This window comes from Microvirga soli (genome assembly GCF_016734765.1).
Taxonomy (GTDB): domain Bacteria; phylum Pseudomonadota; class Alphaproteobacteria; order Rhizobiales; family Beijerinckiaceae; genus Microvirga; species Microvirga soli.
In genome coordinates this window covers 165,179-180,751 of record NZ_JAERQE010000002.1, presented here as the reverse complement: position 1 = coordinate 180,751, position 15,573 = coordinate 165,179, and the positions used below count along the sequence as shown (strand labels likewise).

14 protein-coding genes are annotated in these 15,573 nt (G+C 65.1%); 9 read left to right on the top strand and 5 right to left on the bottom strand.

From position 1 onward, the window contains the following. The first annotated feature begins 23 nt into the window (after positions 1–23). Positions 24–1,244, top strand: a complete 1,221-nt coding sequence (gene nhaA, locus JKL45_RS02640; RefSeq protein ID WP_201859553.1) for a Na+/H+ antiporter NhaA — start codon at positions 24–26, stop codon at positions 1,242–1,244. Here the strand turns inward: nhaA and ubiG are convergent. Next, the gene (ubiG, locus tag JKL45_RS02635) at positions 1,213–1,956 is read right to left on the bottom strand and encodes a bifunctional 2-polyprenyl-6-hydroxyphenol methylase/3-demethylubiquinol 3-O-methyltransferase UbiG (protein WP_201859552.1); all 744 of its coding nucleotides are present in this window, start codon (positions 1,954–1,956) and stop codon (positions 1,213–1,215) included. The two genes, nhaA and ubiG, sit on opposite strands and share 32 nt — an antisense overlap. A gap of 133 nt (positions 1,957–2,089) precedes the next feature. Between ubiG and JKL45_RS02630 the strand changes: the two genes are divergently transcribed. The 6 genes from JKL45_RS02630 (at position 2,090) to JKL45_RS02605 (ending at position 9,443) form a co-directional block, all read left to right on the top strand. Beyond that, positions 2,090–3,328 (top strand): aspartate kinase, encoded by a 1,239-nt coding sequence (locus tag JKL45_RS02630; protein ID WP_201859551.1) that lies wholly within the window; start codon positions 2,090–2,092, stop codon positions 3,326–3,328. Between the two features lie 89 nt (positions 3,329–3,417). Next, a complete protein-coding gene (gene ptsP / locus JKL45_RS02625) occupies positions 3,418–5,685 on the top strand; it encodes a phosphoenolpyruvate--protein phosphotransferase (protein WP_201859550.1) in 2,268 nt (755 codons plus the stop codon). Further along, positions 5,685–6,773 carry a peptide chain release factor 1 gene (gene prfA, locus JKL45_RS02620; protein WP_201859549.1) on the top strand — a complete coding sequence of 363 codons (1,089 nt, stop codon included), beginning with the start codon at positions 5,685–5,687 and terminating at the stop codon, positions 6,771–6,773. The genes ptsP and prfA overlap by 1 nt, the downstream gene beginning before the upstream one ends. Continuing rightward, on the top strand, positions 6,770–7,195 hold the full coding sequence (gene fosX, locus JKL45_RS02615; protein WP_201859548.1) for a FosX/FosE/FosI family fosfomycin resistance hydrolase: 426 nt from the start codon (positions 6,770–6,772) through the stop codon (positions 7,193–7,195). Before prfA ends, fosX begins: the two co-directional genes overlap by 4 nt. After that, on the top strand, positions 7,192–8,040 hold the full coding sequence (gene prmC / locus JKL45_RS02610; protein ID WP_201859547.1) for a peptide chain release factor N(5)-glutamine methyltransferase: 849 nt from the start codon (positions 7,192–7,194) through the stop codon (positions 8,038–8,040). The genes fosX and prmC overlap by 4 nt, the downstream gene beginning before the upstream one ends. A 383-nt stretch (positions 8,041–8,423) precedes the next feature. Further along, positions 8,424–9,443 carry a DUF4167 domain-containing protein gene (locus JKL45_RS02605; RefSeq protein WP_246498249.1) on the top strand — a complete coding sequence of 340 codons (1,020 nt, stop codon included), beginning with the start codon at positions 8,424–8,426 and terminating at the stop codon, positions 9,441–9,443. Between the two features lie 216 nt (positions 9,444–9,659). On the opposite strand, the gene JKL45_RS02600 is transcribed toward JKL45_RS02605, so the two are convergent. Next, positions 9,660–10,496, bottom strand: a complete 837-nt coding sequence (locus tag JKL45_RS02600; RefSeq protein WP_246498247.1) for an MOSC domain-containing protein — start codon at positions 10,494–10,496, stop codon at positions 9,660–9,662. Between the two features lie 110 nt (positions 10,497–10,606). Here JKL45_RS02600 and JKL45_RS02595 point away from each other — a divergent pair, with 110 nt between their 5' ends. Continuing rightward, a complete protein-coding gene (locus JKL45_RS02595; RefSeq protein WP_201859545.1) occupies positions 10,607–11,383 on the top strand; it encodes a Crp/Fnr family transcriptional regulator in 777 nt (258 codons plus the stop codon). A gap of 67 nt (positions 11,384–11,450) precedes the next feature. Here JKL45_RS02595 and JKL45_RS02590 read toward each other — a convergent pair whose 3' ends face one another. Both JKL45_RS02590 and JKL45_RS02585 read right to left on the bottom strand, forming a co-directional pair. After that, the gene (locus tag JKL45_RS02590) at positions 11,451–11,714 is read right to left on the bottom strand and encodes a hypothetical protein (protein WP_201859544.1); all 264 of its coding nucleotides are present in this window, start codon (positions 11,712–11,714) and stop codon (positions 11,451–11,453) included. A gap of 6 nt (positions 11,715–11,720) precedes the next feature. Next, positions 11,721–12,044, bottom strand: a complete 324-nt coding sequence (locus JKL45_RS02585) for a hypothetical protein (protein ID WP_201859543.1) — start codon at positions 12,042–12,044, stop codon at positions 11,721–11,723. Between the two features lie 180 nt (positions 12,045–12,224). Here JKL45_RS02585 and clpB point away from each other — a divergent pair, with 180 nt between their 5' ends. After that, complete coding sequence (gene clpB, locus JKL45_RS02580; protein ID WP_201859542.1) at positions 12,225–14,846, top strand: ATP-dependent chaperone ClpB; 2,622 nt, start codon at positions 12,225–12,227, stop codon at positions 14,844–14,846. 213 nt (positions 14,847–15,059) lie between these two features. Here the strand turns inward: clpB and hpf are convergent, their stop codons facing one another. Continuing rightward, positions 15,060–15,500, bottom strand: coding sequence for a ribosome hibernation-promoting factor, HPF/YfiA family (hpf, locus tag JKL45_RS02575; protein ID WP_201859541.1), 441 nt, complete (start codon positions 15,498–15,500; stop codon positions 15,060–15,062). Between the last annotated feature and the right edge of the window lie 73 nt (positions 15,501–15,573).

The window sequence follows — 15,573 nt, the reverse complement described above, 5'->3', positions numbered from 1 at the left end:
GTTGGGGTTGAAAGGAGCCCCGGATGGATCAGCCGAAAAGCAGCGTGAGGCCTGTGCGACGCATCTCGCTCATGCGTCGCTTCTTCGACAGCGAGGCCTCCGGCGGCATGATCCTCATGGGCGTGACGGTAATCGCCCTCGTGATCGCCAACTCGCCCTTGGCCGATGCCTATTTCGGCCTGCTCAAGACCTATGTCCTGGGCCTGAGCGTCCTGCACTGGATCAACGACGCCCTGATGGCAGTGTTCTTCCTGCTGGTGGGGCTCGAGATCAAGCGCGAAATGCTGGACGGTCAGCTCTCCACCTGGCCGCGCCGCATGTTGCCCGGCATCGCGGCCTTCGGCGGCATGGTCGTGCCGGCGCTCGTTTATCTCGCCATCACCTGGAATGAGCCAAATCTCCGCTCCGGATGGGCCATCCCGGCCGCCACCGACATTGCCTTCGCACTTGGCGTCCTGGCGATTCTCGGCTCCAGGGTGCCGACCTCCCTCAAGATCTTTCTGACGGCGCTGGCGATCCTCGACGATCTCGGCGCGATCATCATCATTGCCCTGTTCTATACGAGCGATCTGTCGCTGATGATGCTGGGCGCAGCCGCCCTCTGTCTCGTCGTTCTGGTGGCCTTCAACCGTCTCGGGATCGTGTCGCTTCTGCCCTATCTCGCCGTCGGCGCGGTGCTGTGGTTCTTCGTCCTGAAATCGGGCATTCACGCCACACTGGCAGGCGTTGCGCTTGCGCTCACCATCCCGCTCCAGGCGGGCCCGAAAAAGACACGTGCCGAGGACGCGCCCCTCCACAGGCTCGAGCACGCCCTGCATGGGGCTGTCGCCTATGCGATCATCCCGGTCTTCGGCCTTGCCAATGCGGGCGTGTCGCTGTCCGGGCTTTCCCTCGATGCAATCTTAAGTCCCCTGCCGCTGGGTATCGCCCTGGGCCTCTTCATCGGCAAGCAGGCAGGTGTCTATGCCTTCTCGGAGCTGGCAATCAGGCTCAACCTCGCCGATGTGCCGGCGGGCGCGACACGCCTTCAATGCTACGGCGTCGCGCTCTTGTGCGGCATTGGCTTCACCATGAGCCTGTTCATCGGAGCGCTCGCCTTCCCGGGCCAGCCGGAGCTGACTGACGCCACCAAGATCGGCGTTCTCATAGGATCGGCCCTCTCGGCGATTGCCGGCTATCTGGTGCTCAGCGTCGCCCCGCGGGAGATCTCGATCAAGCCTTCGAGGCCAGCAGCATATAATTGACGGCGGTATCGCGGGACAGGGACCAGCTGTCCCGCAACGGGTTGTAGGCGACGCCCTTGAGGTCGTCGACCTTGAAGCCCGTAGTCTCGATGGCGGCGGTCAATTCCTCGGGGGTGACGAACTTGTCCCATTCGTGGGTGCCTTTGGGCAGCCAGCCCAGGATGTACTCGGCCCCCACGATGGCGGACGCGAAGGAGCGCAGGGTCCGGTTGATCGTTGCCATGGCGAGTGCGCCGCCCGGCTTCACCGCCTGGGCGCAGGCTTCCACGAAAGCCTCCCGATCGGCCACATGCTCCACCACCTCCATGGCGAGCACAATGTCGAAGGTCTCACCCCCGGCGACCACCGCCTCCACGGTCTCGTTGCGGTAATCGACCCGCACCCCTGCCCGCTCCGCATGGAGCCGGGCAACGGAGATGTTCGTAGGGGCAGGATCGAGCCCCGTCACGGTCGCTCCCAGGCGTGCGAGCGGCTCTGAGAGCACGCCCCCGCCGCAGCCCACATCTAGGATGGAGATCCCCTCAAGCGAGCGCGCCGAACGCGGGTCGCGCCCGAAGCGGCGGCAGGCCTCGTCGCGGATATAGCCTAAGCGCACCGGATTGAACTTGTGCAGCACCTTCATGGGCCCCTTCGGGTCCCACCAGGTCTCGGCGATCTTGTCGAAACGGGCGACCTCGGCGGGGTCGATGGTGGTGGATGCGCCGTGGGTCATCGGAGCCTGATTCCTTAAGGCAAAGAAATGGTTTCCGCGCGTTGACAGGGCGCGGCCCTACCGTCATGTATACGCGCCTTTCGCACCGCGAAGGGCAAAATTTTCCCTGAACCCTTAACGGCCTTCTTCGACCATGCCCCGTCTCGTCATGAAGTTCGGCGGAACATCCGTCGCCACCGTAGAGCGCATCCGCAACGTGGCCCGGCATGTGAAACGCGAGGTCGAGGCCGGCTACGACGTGGCCGTCGTGGTGTCCGCCATGGCGGGCAAGACCAACGAGCTCGTCGGCTGGGTGAAGGACGCCTCCCCGCTCTACGATTCCAAGGAATACGACGTGGTGGTCGCCTCGGGCGAGCAGGTGACCTCGGGTCTCCTGGCGCTCGCCTTGCAGGAAATGGGCCTCAAGGCGCGCTCCTGGCAGGGCTGGCAGATCCCGATCATGACCTCGGAAGCCCATGGTTCGGCCCGTATCGCCGCCATCGACGGCACCGGGATCATGAAGGGCTTCACGGACGCTAGGCAAGTCGCCGTCGTGTCCGGTTTCCAGGGCATGCATCAGCCCTCGGGCCGCATCACGACCCTTGGCCGCGGCGGCTCCGACACCAGCGCCGTGGCGCTGGCCGCCGCCATCCAGGCCGAGCGCTGCGACATCTATACGGATGTGGACGGCGTCTACACCACCGATCCGCGCATCGTGCCCAAGGCCCGGCGCCTGGATAAGGTTTCTTACGAGGAAATGCTGGAGATGGCCTCGCTGGGGGCCAAAGTGCTGCAGGTGCGCTCGGTGGAGCTCGCCATGATGCATCGTGTTCCCACTTATGTGCGCTCCAGCTTCGACGATCCCGCCGACCCCAAGCTCGGCACCCTCATCTGCGACGAGGAAGACATCATGGAACAGCAGATTGTCACGGGCATCGCTTATTCGCGCGACGAAGCCCAGATCACGCTGCGGGACATTGCCGACAAGCCGGGCATCGCGGCCTCGATCTTCGTGCCCCTGGCCGAGGCCAACATCAACGTGGACATGATCATCCAGGTCGTGTCCGACAACGCCGCCACCACGGACCTGACCTTCACGGTGCCCACCGCCGATTACGAGCGGGCCTGTGCGCTCCTGAACGCCCACAAGGACGAGATCCAGTTCCAGGATCTCCAGGGCGCCACCGACGTTGTGAAGGTCTCGGCCATCGGCGTCGGCATGCGCAGCCATGCGGGCGTGGCGGCCCGCGCCTTCAAGGCCCTGGCCGACAAGGGCATCAATATCCGGGCGATCACGACCTCAGAGATTAAATTCTCAGTCCTAATCGAATCGGCTTACACGGAGCTTGCGGTTCGCACGCTCCACTCGCTATACGGCCTTGATCAAGCCTGATTGACGAGGGATTGGTCGGGCTGCGACAGTGAACATGCCGGCCGCCGGTCCGCCCTGCCGGCCCTGATAGGACGGGAACAGAGAAGCTCATGCCAAGCGCTCCCGGCGGTCCGCGCCTACTGCTGCGCCGCCTCCGCGAGATCATGGCGGAGCCGGTCGGGGCGCAGGACCGTCTCGACAAAATTGTCACCCAGATTGCCGCAAACATGGTGGCGGAGGTGTGCTCCGTCTATGTGATGCGTGGCGATGGCGTGCTTGAGCTCTTCGCCACCGAGGGCCTGAACCGGGAGGCCGTCCACCTCACCATCATGCGCTCGGGCGAGGGCCTCGTGGGCCTCATCGCCGCGACGGCCGAACCCCTGGCCCTGTCCGACGCCCAGAGCCACCCGGCCTTCTCCTACAAGCCCGAGACGGGCGAAGAGATCTATCACGCCTTCCTGGGCGTACCGCTGCTGCGCGCCGGCAACACGCTTGGCGTTCTGGTCGTCCAGAACCGCACCTATCGCGTCTACACCGAGGAAGAGGTCGAGGCCCTTCAGACCACCGCCATGGTGGTGGCCGAGATGCTCGCCACGGGCGAGCTGCAGGCCCTGGCGCCCGTCGAGACCGGCATCGCGCTTCGCCGCCCCCTCTACCAGAAGGGCGTTGCGCTTGCCGACGGCGTGGGTCTCGGTCACGTGGTGCTCCATGAGCCCAGAGTGGTGGTCAAGAATCTCATTGCCGAGAACATCGAGGCGGAGCTGAAGCGGCTCGACGCCGCCATCGGCGAGGTGCGCCTGTCCATCGACCAGCTCATCGAGCGCGGCGACGTCGCCCATCACGGCGAGCACCGGGAGGTTCTGGAGACCTTCCGCATGTTCGCCCACGATCAGGGCTGGCTGAGGCGCATGCGCGAGGCGGTGACCTCCGGTCTGACGGCGGAAGCAGCCGTGGAACGGGTGCAGTCCGACAACCGCGCCCGCATGCTGCGCCAGACGGACCCATACCTGCGCGAGCGCCTGCACGACCTCGACGATCTCGCCAACCGCCTGCTCCACCGGCTGGTGGGCCGGGAATTCGTCACCGAGCGCGAAAATCTTCCCGAGAACGCCATCCTCGTGGCCCGCTCCATGGGCCCGGCCGCACTCCTCGACTATGACCGCTCGCGCCTGCGCGGCCTCGTGCTCGAAGAAGGTGGACCGACGAGCCACATCGCCATCGTGGCCCGGGCGCTCGGCATTCCGGCCGTCGGCGAGGTATCGAACGCCACCTCGCTTACGGAACAGGGCGATGCCATCATCGTCGATGGAGCCGCGGGCGAGGTGCAGATCCGCCCCAACCCGGACGTGGAGGCCGCCTATGCCGAGAAAGCGCGCCTGCGCGCCCGCCGGCAGGAGCAGTATCTCAAGCTGCGGGACGTGCCCTCCGTCACCAAGGATGGCGTCGAGATCACCCTGCAGCTCAATGCCGGCCTCGTGGTCGACCTGCCGCATCTGGCAGAAACAGGCGCTGCGGGCGTCGGGCTGTTCCGCACCGAGCTGCAGTTCATGATCGCCGAGCGCATGCCCTCGGCCTCCGAGCAACAGGCGCTCTACAGCACCGTGTTCGCGGAAGCCGGTGACCGGCCCGTCACCTTCCGCACCCTCGACATAGGCGGCGACAAGATCCTGCCGTACATGCAATCCGTCGAGGAGGAGAACCCGGCCCTCGGATGGCGCGCCATCCGCATCGGCCTCGACCGCCCGGGCCTGCTGCGGGCCCAGATCCGCGCCCTGCTGAAAGCCGCCGCCGGGCGGCCCCTGAAGATCATGTTCCCCATGGTGGCAACCTGCGACGAGTTCGAGCGCGCCAAGGAATATGTGGAGCGGGAGAAGATCCACCTCGCCAACCACGGCTATCCGCTGCCATCGGACCTGAAGCTCGGCGTGATGCTGGAGGTGCCCTCACTCCTGTTCCAGCTCAAGGAAATCTGCGAGAGCGCCGATTTCATCTCGCTCGGCACCAACGATCTGATGCAGTTCCTCTTCGCCAGCGACCGCGAGAACCGGCGGGTGGCCGACCGCTTCGATCCCCTGAGCGCACCCATGCTGCGGGCTCTCAACATGGTGGCCGAGCACGCCGAGGCCTCCGGCTGCCTGGCGACGGTCTGCGGCGAGGTCGGCGGACGCCCTCTCGAGGCCATGGCGCTGATCGGCTTAGGATTCCGTTCCCTATCCATGTCCCCGGCCTCTATCGGCCCGGTCAAGGCCATGCTGCTGGAGATGAACGCCGCGGAGGTCAGCGCCCTGATCCGCGAGGAACTTAAAACAGCCGGGGGCGGCCAAACGCTGCGCCCGAAGCTTGCCCATTTTGCGGAAACCCATGGTATTCCGGTCTGATGTCGATTGCCCCTCCCTCTGATCGCCTGAACGCTATTCTCGCCCGCCATGACATCATCACGGCGACGCTCAATGCCGGGCCCGACCCGGAAACCTTCGTGTCGCTCTCCCGCGAGCTCGCAGAGCTTGATGGGGTGGTGGATGCCATCCGGGCCTATCGGGCCATGGAGGACAACCTCCATGGCCTCCAGGCCATGCTCGACGATCCCGCGATGGATGCCGAGATGCGCTCGCTTGCCGAGGACGAGCTGCCCCAGGCCCGGGAGGATCTGGAGAAGGCAGCCCAGGACCTGCGCCTGATGCTCCTGCCCAAGGACGAGGCGGACGAGAAGAGCGCCATCCTGGAAATCCGCGCCGGCACCGGCGGCGACGAGGCCGCCCTCTTCGCTGGCGATCTGCTGCGCATGTACACCCGCTATGCGGACCTGAAAGGCTGGAAGGTCGAGATCGTCTCGGAGAGCGAGGGCACGGCCGGCGGCTACAAGGAAGTGGTGGTCGAGATCAAGGGTCGGAGCGTGTTCGCCCGGCTCAAGTTCGAAAGCGGCGTCCACCGGGTCCAGCGCGTGCCGGACACGGAAACGCAAGGACGCATCCACACCTCCGCGGCCACGGTTGCCGTGCTGCCGGAAGCCGAGGACGTGGATATCGTGCTCAACGATGCGGACCTGAAGATCGATACCATGCGGGCGCAGGGCGCCGGCGGCCAGCACGTGAACAAGACCGAATCCGCCATCCGGATCACCCATATCCCCACCGGGATGGTGGTGTTCGTCCAGGACGAACGCTCCCAGCACAAGAATCGTGCCCGCGCCATGGCCCTGCTGCGCGCCCGGCTCTATGACGCCGAACGCACCGCCAAGGATTCCGCCCGCGCCGCCGACCGCAAGGCCCAGGTGGGCTCCGGCGACCGGTCCGAGCGCATCCGCACCTACAACTTCCCGCAAGGGCGCGTGACCGACCACCGCATCAACCTGACCCTCTACAAGCTCGAAGAGGTGATGGCCGGGAATGCTCTCGACGAGCTGATCGACGCCCTCGTGACCGAACATCAGGCGGCCCAGCTCGCCGCCCAGGATCAGGCGGCATGAGCGAGGGCAGGGTCGAGGGCCTCAGCCACATCACCCTGATCACCCGTGATCTCGACCGCATGACCGCCATCGTGGAAGGGGCGCTCGGCGGCCGGGAAATCTATGCGTCCGGCCACGACACCTTCTCCCTCTCCCGCGAAAAATTCTTCGACGTGGGCGGGCTCTGGATCGCCGTGATGGAGGGCGAGAGCCTGCCTGGCCGCAGCTACAACCACATCGCCTTCAAGATCCCGGCCTCCGCCATCGGTGAATACCGGGCCAGGATCGAGGCATTGGGGCTGGAGTTCCGCGAGTCCCGGCCTCGGGTCGAGGGCGAAGGGCATTCGCTCTATTTCTACGACGATGACAACCACCTGTTCGAGCTGCATACCGGCACCCTGGACGAGCGGCTGGCACGCTACCGGCAGGGCCGAAACCCTTGAAAACCCGCGCTGAGGCCTTGAGGGAGCTGCGCCGGACCCTCGCCGAGGCCGGGTTCGAGACCGCAGCCCTGGATGCCCGGCTGCTCGTTCTGACAGCACTTGGCATTTCAGCGACTGATCTTATCACCTGGCCTGACACTCCCCTGACGCCTGACCAGGCTGGCACCCTCGCCGCCTTCGCCCAGCGCCGCCTGAACCATGAGCCGGTGGCCCGGATCGTTGGCGAGCGGGAGTTCTGGGGCCTGCCCTTCCGGCTCTCCCCGGAAACCCTGGTGCCCCGGCCGGACACTGAGACCCTGGTCGAGACCGCCCTCGATCTGCTTCCCGACCATCAGGCCCCTCTGAGGATCGTGGATTTCGGCACCGGCTCCGGCTGCATCCTGGTGGCCCTGCTCCATGAACTGCCGCAGGCCACCGGGCTTGGGGTCGATCTGTCCTTTGGTGCCGTTGTGACAGCGCGTGCCAATGCGGATGACAATCGGGTTGGCAACCGCTGCCATTTCGTCCTGTCGCGCTGGGCCGATGCGATTTCGGGCCGGTTCGACCTGATCGTCTCGAACCCGCCCTACATTGCCTCCGGGGTGATCCCAGGCCTGGACCAGGAGGTGCGGGAGCACGACCCCAGGCTCGCCCTCGACGGCGGACCGGACGGGCTGGAGCCCTACCGGATTCTCCTCGCCGAAGCGGAGCGGCTGCTGGCTCCCGGCGGGCTGCTGGCGGTCGAGATCGGCTACGATCAGGCCGAGGCCCTATCGAGCTTGGCCGGGCTTCATGGCCTTGAAATCCTGCGGATCGCACACGATCTACCAGGCAACCCGCGCTGCGTCGCCATGAAGCGATTGTGATGGCCTGGGTGAGGCTTTCTTGTCCCATCCTGGGATAAAGTCGGAAATAGCCCTTGTTGGACCGAGAGGAACCCGCTAGATTCAGGGTAGAGATCGTCCTCGGTCTAAACAAATCGGTGGCCCCTGGAGGGGCATGCCGGAAGACCAAACGATATCAATCGCGCAGGCAGGGGCTTTTGAACGAAACGGCCTAGCGCGATCACCTGAACCCGACACTGAAGGATGGCCAAGCTTCTCGAAGGCTGTGGCTGAACGACAGACGGTTTGCCACGCGAACGGTGGGCGTTGAGCCCGTTCGTTGAATATTGGCTTGCATATCGCGTGGGCTTTAAAGAACCAGCGAGGCTCGTAGAGCGAAAATGAGACCAGGACAAAACAGGCGTATGCGCGGTCGTCCCAACAACAACCGCAGTAACAACAACAAGGGGCCCAATCCCCTGACGAAGAGCTACGAGTCGAACGGTCCGGACGTGAAGATCCGCGGCACGGCTCAGCATGTCGCCGAGAAATACAGCCAGCTCGCCCGCGATGCGCAATCCAGCGGCGACCCGGTGGCGGCCGAGAACTACTTCCAGCACGCCGAGCACTATTTGCGCATCATCGCGGCCGCCCAGGAGCAGCTGCGCGAGCAGTACGGCTACCAGCAGCAGCAGCGCTCCCTCGACGAGGACGGCAACGAGGAAGAAGGCTTCACCCAGGGTGAGCGCCCGAACTTCGAGCGTGCCGGCGGCGGCCAGGATTTCGGCAACGGCGACGAGGGCGATTTCGGCTCCCAGCCTCAGCCCTACGACAACCGGGCCGAGCGCCAGCCGCGTTTCGACCGCGGGGACCGCAGTGATCGTAACGACCGTCAGGATCGGGGTGATCGCCAGGATCGCGGCGATCGTCCCGATCGCGGTGACCGTCGCGATCGTTTCCAGCCGCGCGACCGCGGCCCGCGTCAGGACTACCAGCCCCGCGACGAGCAGCAGCCCTTCGAGGCCCGTCCGGAAAATGGCGAGCGTCCTGAGCGCAATGACCAGCGCCCTGCCCGCTTCGACCGCAACGACCGCCAGGATCGGGGTGACCGTCCCGAGCGCACAGATCGCCCGGAGCGCAATGACCGCTTCGATCGCGGTGACCGCCCGGAGCGGCGCGAGCGTTTCCAGCGCGACCGCCGCCGGGACGACGAGCCGTCCGACCAGGGCACCCTGCCGGCCTTCCTGACGAACCCGGTCCGTGCGCCGGCTCCCGTGGAAGCCGAAGCTCCGGCTCCCGCGCCTGTGATGCAGGAAGCGGCCAATGACGAGACCGCAGCCCGTCCGCGCCGTCGCCGTCGCACCCGCCAGGAAATGATCGATGCGGCCAATGCCGAGAACCCCGGCTTCATCCCGGATCCGGCCGAGACCCCGGCTGCCGAATAAGGCAGCGCGATTACCTGAAACGAAAAGGGAGAGCCCAGGCTCTCCCTTTTTTGTTGGCGATAGGATCCTTTCGCAGCGGTCATCGCTCCGCTGTCATTCCCGGCCGAAGCGTCAGCGGAGGGGAAGGGAATCCACTCGCACCCTCAGCGCTATGGATCCCCTTCCCGGCCTTACGGCCGCCGGGGATGACACCAGGGCCGCATGGCCTCCATTCCCCTACAGCGCCAGTTCCGCCTGCTCGCGCTCCAGGCTCCCGCCTGCTTCGAGCGAACCGTCGCCCACCACCTCGGCATAGATGCCGCAGTCGAAGTGCCCATAGGCCTTCATCAGGCTTTTCGGGATCTCCAGGTCGCGGATGCCGGTGTCCGGGTCCACGTTGGTGGCGGCGCAGCGCTCGATCCGCTTGGTGACCTTCAGGCGCAGGCCCGAGGGCGCGGTGAGCACCTGGCCGACGAGGTCGAACTCCTCCCAGGCTTTCAGGCCCTCCACATGGATGTTGCCGCGAAAGCGCAGGGGATCGACGGGCGCGCCGATCATGGTCTCCAACTCCCGCACGCTCGCCAGATTGATGAGGGAGACGAAGCCGCGCCGGGAATCGGTGAAGCGGAAGCCTTCCGGGGCGGCGAGCACCTTCGGCGGGCCGCGCAGCTCCTTCGGCATGAAGCGGCGGAAGAAGGCCTCGATGGCAAGCCGCCCACCAGGGGTCGAGAGATCGCCGCGCGCCACCTCGCGCCCGCCCTGCTCGATGAACAGGGTCGTGATGGAATCGATGTAGCGGGTTCTCAGCCGCGCCAGGCTCTCGTTCCGCATCAGCATCAGGAACTTGATCTTGGGCTGATACTGCGGGTTTTCCGGCTCGAACCCGGCCGGGCCGTTCTCGATGGCAAACAGCCGGTCACCGGGAAAGTAGTCCCCCTTCGTGAGGGTGACGGAGGACAGGGTCTCGGGCGAGAGGCCCTTCACCGGATAGCGCTGGAGGGAGACGATACGGATGGTCATGAAACCATGGATACGGTCTCGGCTTAAGACGAGCAAGGTGGGTCCAGGTGCCATGCCCGGCTTCTGCGCCTGAGGCCTTGAGAATTCACCGGATGACGGAGCGAACCGCCCGTTCCGCGCGTTAGCCGCATGGGGCTAATTCCGGCTGAATCGGGGCCTCTGCCATGGCACAGGTTCGGAGAACTCCGCAGCATCAGGACAACCGCCTTTTAGCGGCCCTGGCGCCAGAGGATTTCGCATTTCTGGAGCCGCATCTCGCCGTCATCGACCTGCAGCGCGGTGAGATCCTCTACGAAGTCGGCGACACCATCGTGTACACCTACTTTCCTCTTGATGGGATGGTGTCCCTCGTGACTGTCATGCATGACGGCAAGTCGGTCGAAATGGCGACCTTCGGCTGCGAGGGCTTGTTCGGTCTGGTGAGCGCCTTCGTGACCCGCCAGTCGTTCGGCCGCTACATCGTCCAGCTGAGCGGCACCGCCTCCCGGGTCGAACTGAACATCATGCACGAGGCCATGGCGGCCCGGCCGGCCATCCAGCACCTCGTCATGCGCTTCACCGAGGCGCTGATGGCGGAAACTCTCCAGGCTGTGGCCTGCAATGCCGTTCACAGCGTCGAAGCCCGCTGCTGCCGATGGATCCTCATGACCCAGGACAGAGCAGGCCGGCCTGAACTGCCGCTCACCCATGAGTTCCTGGCAGAGATGCTTGGCGTCCAGCGCTCGACGGTGAGTGACGTAGCCAGGTCGATTCAGGACAAAGGACTGATCCGCCAGGGCAGAGGCATCATCACAGTTACCGATCGTCCGGGCCTCGAGGAAGCCGCCTGCGAGTGTTATGGGATCATCAGGCGGAAATTCGAGCAGCTTCTGCCGCACACCTACGAGCGGGCTGAACGGAAACATTATACTGCCGATATGGCTCTTAAGCCCGATCGATAGAGCGGCTCATAGGGAAAAGCCCCGCCGAACGGCAGGGCTTTTGTCTCATGCACAATCGCGAGAAAGCTTACGAAGCATCCCCCGAGCGGGCAACCCTGGAGCGCTTGAGCTCGGGCGTGTTGAACCCCTCGCGAGCCGGGATGTGATCCTCGTTCGTGGTCTTGGGGTTCATGCCCTCGCTGGCGGTCTGGTGCTTAGGAATGTTGGTCTGGGGACCGGCCTCCTGCTTCATGCGCAGCGCCTTCTCGGCATTGGCCACCAGCTCCTCATGGGCCTTTTCGGCCTTGCGCTTCTTGGGGGTGAACATGGAGAAGATGTCGGAAAGAGCCATGTTGATTTACTCCTTGGCGCGGGAGAGGACGCCGTCCTCTTCGTCGCTGCGATGGGTCGGTGGGGATTGGACGTTCTGACGCGAGACGGGAATATCGCGAGAGGTCGCGATGGTGCCGGTGGAGTCGCTGACATCGCGGTCCGCCGCGTTGGACGACCGGCCTTGATCATCCCGGATCACCCGGCCGTTCTCGGTGGTGTCGCCGAACGTCTCCGGCGTTACCGAGGGCTGCTGCTCGACCGGGCTTTGCGGCACGCCCAAACCCATCTCCGCATTGCGGGCGAGGTCGGCACGGGCTTTTTCGGCCTCCGAGCGCGGGTCGCGTGTCATGGGAACCTCCTCAAACTGTCGTGGGGTCAATGCCAGCACTGCGAGCAGGTTCCCCCTCTTGTTGTGACGAATTAGACACACCATCTTGGAGCTCAGGCGGACGCCTCGAGATGAGGGTCCGACATCGCAGGATTTGTCCGTGCCTCAAGCAGGGCGGGTGGATCTGAGGAGGGATGATTGATGAATTTCGAAAAATACACCGAACGCGCCCGGGGTTTCGTGCAGGCGGCGCAGAACCTCGCCATGCGGGAAGGCCATCCGCAGCTGTCGCCGGGCCATGTGCTGAAGGTCCTGCTGGACGATCCGGAAGGCCTCTGCGCCGGTTTGATCGACCGGGCCGGCGGGCGCTCCCGCGACGCCCATGCGGCGGTCGAGCAATGGCTTGCCAAGCAGCCGAAGGTGTCAGGCTCCGCCGCGCAGCCGCAGGCCACCCGCGATCTGATGCGCTTCTTCGACACGACCGAGAAGGCAGCCGAAAAGGCGGGCGACTCATATGTCACCGTCGAGCGGATGCTGCTGGCGCTCGCCGTCGAGAAGGACTCGGAGGCAGGCAAGATCCTGGCCCAGGCCGGCGTGACCGCTCAAGGGCTCAACACCGCCATCAACACGCTGCGCAAAGGCCGCACCGCCGACAACGCGACGGCGGAGAACGCCTATGACGCGCTGAAGAAATACGCCCGCGATCTCACGGAAGCGGCCCGCGACGGCAAGCTCGATCCGGTGATCGGCCGCGACGAGGAGATCCGCCGTACCATCCAGGTGCTGTCGCGCCGCACCAAGAACAATCCGGTGCTGATCGGCGAGCCCGGCGTCGGCAAGACCGCCATCGTCGAAGGCCTGGCGCTGCGCATCGTCAACGGCGACGTACCGGAGTCCCTCAAGGACAAGCAGCTGCTCGCGCTCGATATGGGCGCGCTGATCGCAGGCGCGAAATATCGCGGCGAGTTCGAGGAGCGCCTGAAGGCCGTGCTCAGCGAAGTGACCTCGGCCGAGGGCGGCATCATCCTGTTCATCGACGAGATGCACACGCTCGTCGGCGCCGGCAAGGCAGACGGCGCCATGGATGCATCGAACCTGTTGAAGCCAGCGCTCGCCCGCGGCGAGCTGCACTGCGTCGGCGCGACCACGCTGGACGAATACCGCAAGCACGTGGAGAAGGACGCGGCGCTCGCCCGTCGTTTCCAGCCGGTCTTCGTGAGCGAGCCCACGGTGGAGGACACCGTGTCGATCCTGCGCGGCCTGAAGGAAAAGTACGAGCAGCATCACGGCGTGCGCATCACCGACTCGGCGCTGGTGGCGGCAGCCACGCTGTCGAACCGCTACATCACCGACCGGTTCCTGCCGGACAAGGCCATCGACCTCGTCGACGAGGCTTCCTCGCGCCTGCGCATGCAGGTCGACTCGAAGCCGGAAGAGCTCGACAACATCGACCGCGAGATCGTGCGCCTCAAGATCGAGCAGGAAGCCCTCAAGAAGGAGACGGATGCCGCCTCCCGCGACCGCCTGGAGCGCCTCACCAAGGAGCTGGCGGAGCTCGAAGAACAGTCTGCCTCCATCACGGCCCGCTGGAAGGCCGAGAAGGACAAGCTCGGCACCGCGGCCGATCTCAAGAAGAAGCTCGAGGAAGCCCGCAACCAGCTCAGCCAAGCGCAGCGCGCGGGCGATTGGGCGAAGGCCGGCGAACTCTCCTACGGGGTCATTCCGGGCCTGGAGAAGCAGCTCACGGATGTCGAGGCTCATGCCGATGGCGGCGGGCTGATGGAAGAGGCCGTGACGCCCGACCATGTGGCCGGTGTCGTGTCGCGCTGGACAGGCGTTCCCGTCGACAAGATGCTGGAGGGCGAGCGCGAGAAGCTGCTGCAGATGGAGCAGGCGATCGCCAAGCGCGTCGTCGGTCAGGCTGAGGCGGTGGCGGCGGTTTCGACCGCCGTGCGCCGTGCCCGCGCCGGGCTGCAGGATCCGAACCGGCCCATCGGCTCGTTCATGTTCCTCGGCCCCACGGGCGTCGGCAAGACGGAGCTGACCAAGGCGCTGGCGAGCTTCCTGTTCGACGACGAGACCGCCCTCGTGCGCCTCGACATGTCGGAATACATGGAGAAGCACTCGGTGGCCCGCCTCATCGGCGCGCCCCCCGGCTATGTGGGCTACGAGGAGGGCGGCGCTCTGACTGAGGCCGTGCGTCGCAGGCCCTATCAGGTGGTTCTGTTCGACGAGATCGAGAAGGCGCACCCGGACGTGTTCAATGTCCTCTTGCAGGTGCTCGACGACGGACGCCTCACGGACGGGCAAGGCCGCACCGTGGACTTCCGCAACACGCTCATCATCATGACCTCGAACCTGGGCGCCGAATATCTGGTGAACCAGAGCGAGGGCCATGACACCGACGAGGTGCGCGAGGAAGTCATGGGCGTGGTGCGCTCGCACTTCAGGCCCGAGTTCCTCAACCGCGTGGACGAGATCATCCTGTTCCACCGGCTGAAGCGCTCGGAGATGGGCGCCATCGTGGACATCCAGCTCGGCCGCCTGCAGAAGCTGCTCACGGATCGCAAGATTACGCTGGAGCTCGACGATGAGGCACGCGCCTGGTTGGCCGACAAGGGCTACGACCCGGCCTATGGCGCGCGTCCGTTGAAGCGCGTGATCCAGAAGCACGTGCAGGATCCGCTGGCGGAACTGATTCTTGCTGGCGAGATCAAGGACGGCGAGACCGTGCCGGTGCATGCGGGCCCCATGGGCCTGATGATCGGCGACGTGACCGTCAGCGGCGCCGAGCGCCCGCCGCAGGGTGTGCGGTTGAATTAACTGCAATGCTGGAAGCAAGAATGGCCGGGCGCGAGCCCGGCCTTTTTATTCGGCACTTCACTGCCATTGTCCTTCAGCTTGGCTTGGGGGTCACACCCTCCGCGTCATGGCCGGGCTTGTCCCGGCCATCTCGATTCTGAGAAACACGCGCTTCGCACAACCGGGATCACCGGCACAAGGCCGGTGATCCCGCAGTCGAATAAAGATGTCTGGCTACTCCGCGGCCGCGCGGTAATCGCTCTCGTCGTTCATAGGCAATCCCGCATTGTCGGCAGCCCGTTGCGGAGCCCTTGATCGCGTCGCTTCGCGCAGGAGCATGTCCTTGTCGGTGCGCTCGCCCTTGTCCTCGCGCAGCTCGCGCTTCGTGCGGCGAAGCTGCTTGGCGGTTTTCTGCAAGGCGGCCCGGAAGGCGGTATAAAGATCCTTGTCCTTGGCTTCGCCGGTCATCACCTTGATCGCGCCCATCTGCATGTTGACCGTGCATCGATAGGTCGGCCCCTCGCGGGTGACGTGCACGGAACCCATGCTCAACCGCCCGAAATACTTTCCGGCAATGCGCTGGATGTTCGTTTTGGCAAATTCGGGAAAATTTTCGCCCAGATCGACTGTTGCGCTTTGAACGAGGATGTTGTTGTCGCCGCTATCAGGGTTCATTCAGTCCTCCGCTGGTGAAGGTTCGATGGCTAACGGCGAGAGGGAGACAAGGTTGCGGCCGGGGTGAAACAAA

Bases quoted from the DNA above. Each gene is read 5' to 3' on its own strand.
- nhaA (WP_201859553.1), top strand. From the start codon at position 24: ATGGATCAGCCGAAAAGCAGCGTGAGGCCTGTGCGACGCATCTCGCTC.
- ubiG (WP_201859552.1), bottom strand. From the start codon at position 1,956: ATGACCCACGGCGCATCCACCACCATCGACCCCGCCGAGGTCGCCCGT.
- JKL45_RS02630 (WP_201859551.1), top strand. From the start codon at position 2,090: ATGCCCCGTCTCGTCATGAAGTTCGGCGGAACATCCGTCGCCACCGTA.
- ptsP (WP_201859550.1), top strand. From the start codon at position 3,418: ATGCCAAGCGCTCCCGGCGGTCCGCGCCTACTGCTGCGCCGCCTCCGC.
- prfA (WP_201859549.1), top strand. From the start codon at position 5,685: ATGTCGATTGCCCCTCCCTCTGATCGCCTGAACGCTATTCTCGCCCGC.
- fosX (WP_201859548.1), top strand. From the start codon at position 6,770: ATGAGCGAGGGCAGGGTCGAGGGCCTCAGCCACATCACCCTGATCACC.
- JKL45_RS02605 (WP_246498249.1), top strand. From the start codon at position 8,424: ATGCGCGGTCGTCCCAACAACAACCGCAGTAACAACAACAAGGGGCCC.
- JKL45_RS02600 (WP_246498247.1), bottom strand. From the start codon at position 10,496: ATGGCACCTGGACCCACCTTGCTCGTCTTAAGCCGAGACCGTATCCAT.
- JKL45_RS02595 (WP_201859545.1), top strand. From the start codon at position 10,607: ATGGCACAGGTTCGGAGAACTCCGCAGCATCAGGACAACCGCCTTTTA.
- JKL45_RS02590 (WP_201859544.1), bottom strand. From the start codon at position 11,714: ATGGCTCTTTCCGACATCTTCTCCATGTTCACCCCCAAGAAGCGCAAG.
- JKL45_RS02585 (WP_201859543.1), bottom strand. From the start codon at position 12,044: ATGACACGCGACCCGCGCTCGGAGGCCGAAAAAGCCCGTGCCGACCTC.
- clpB (WP_201859542.1), top strand. From the start codon at position 12,225: ATGAATTTCGAAAAATACACCGAACGCGCCCGGGGTTTCGTGCAGGCG.
- hpf (WP_201859541.1), bottom strand. From the start codon at position 15,500: ATGAACCCTGATAGCGGCGACAACAACATCCTCGTTCAAAGCGCAACA.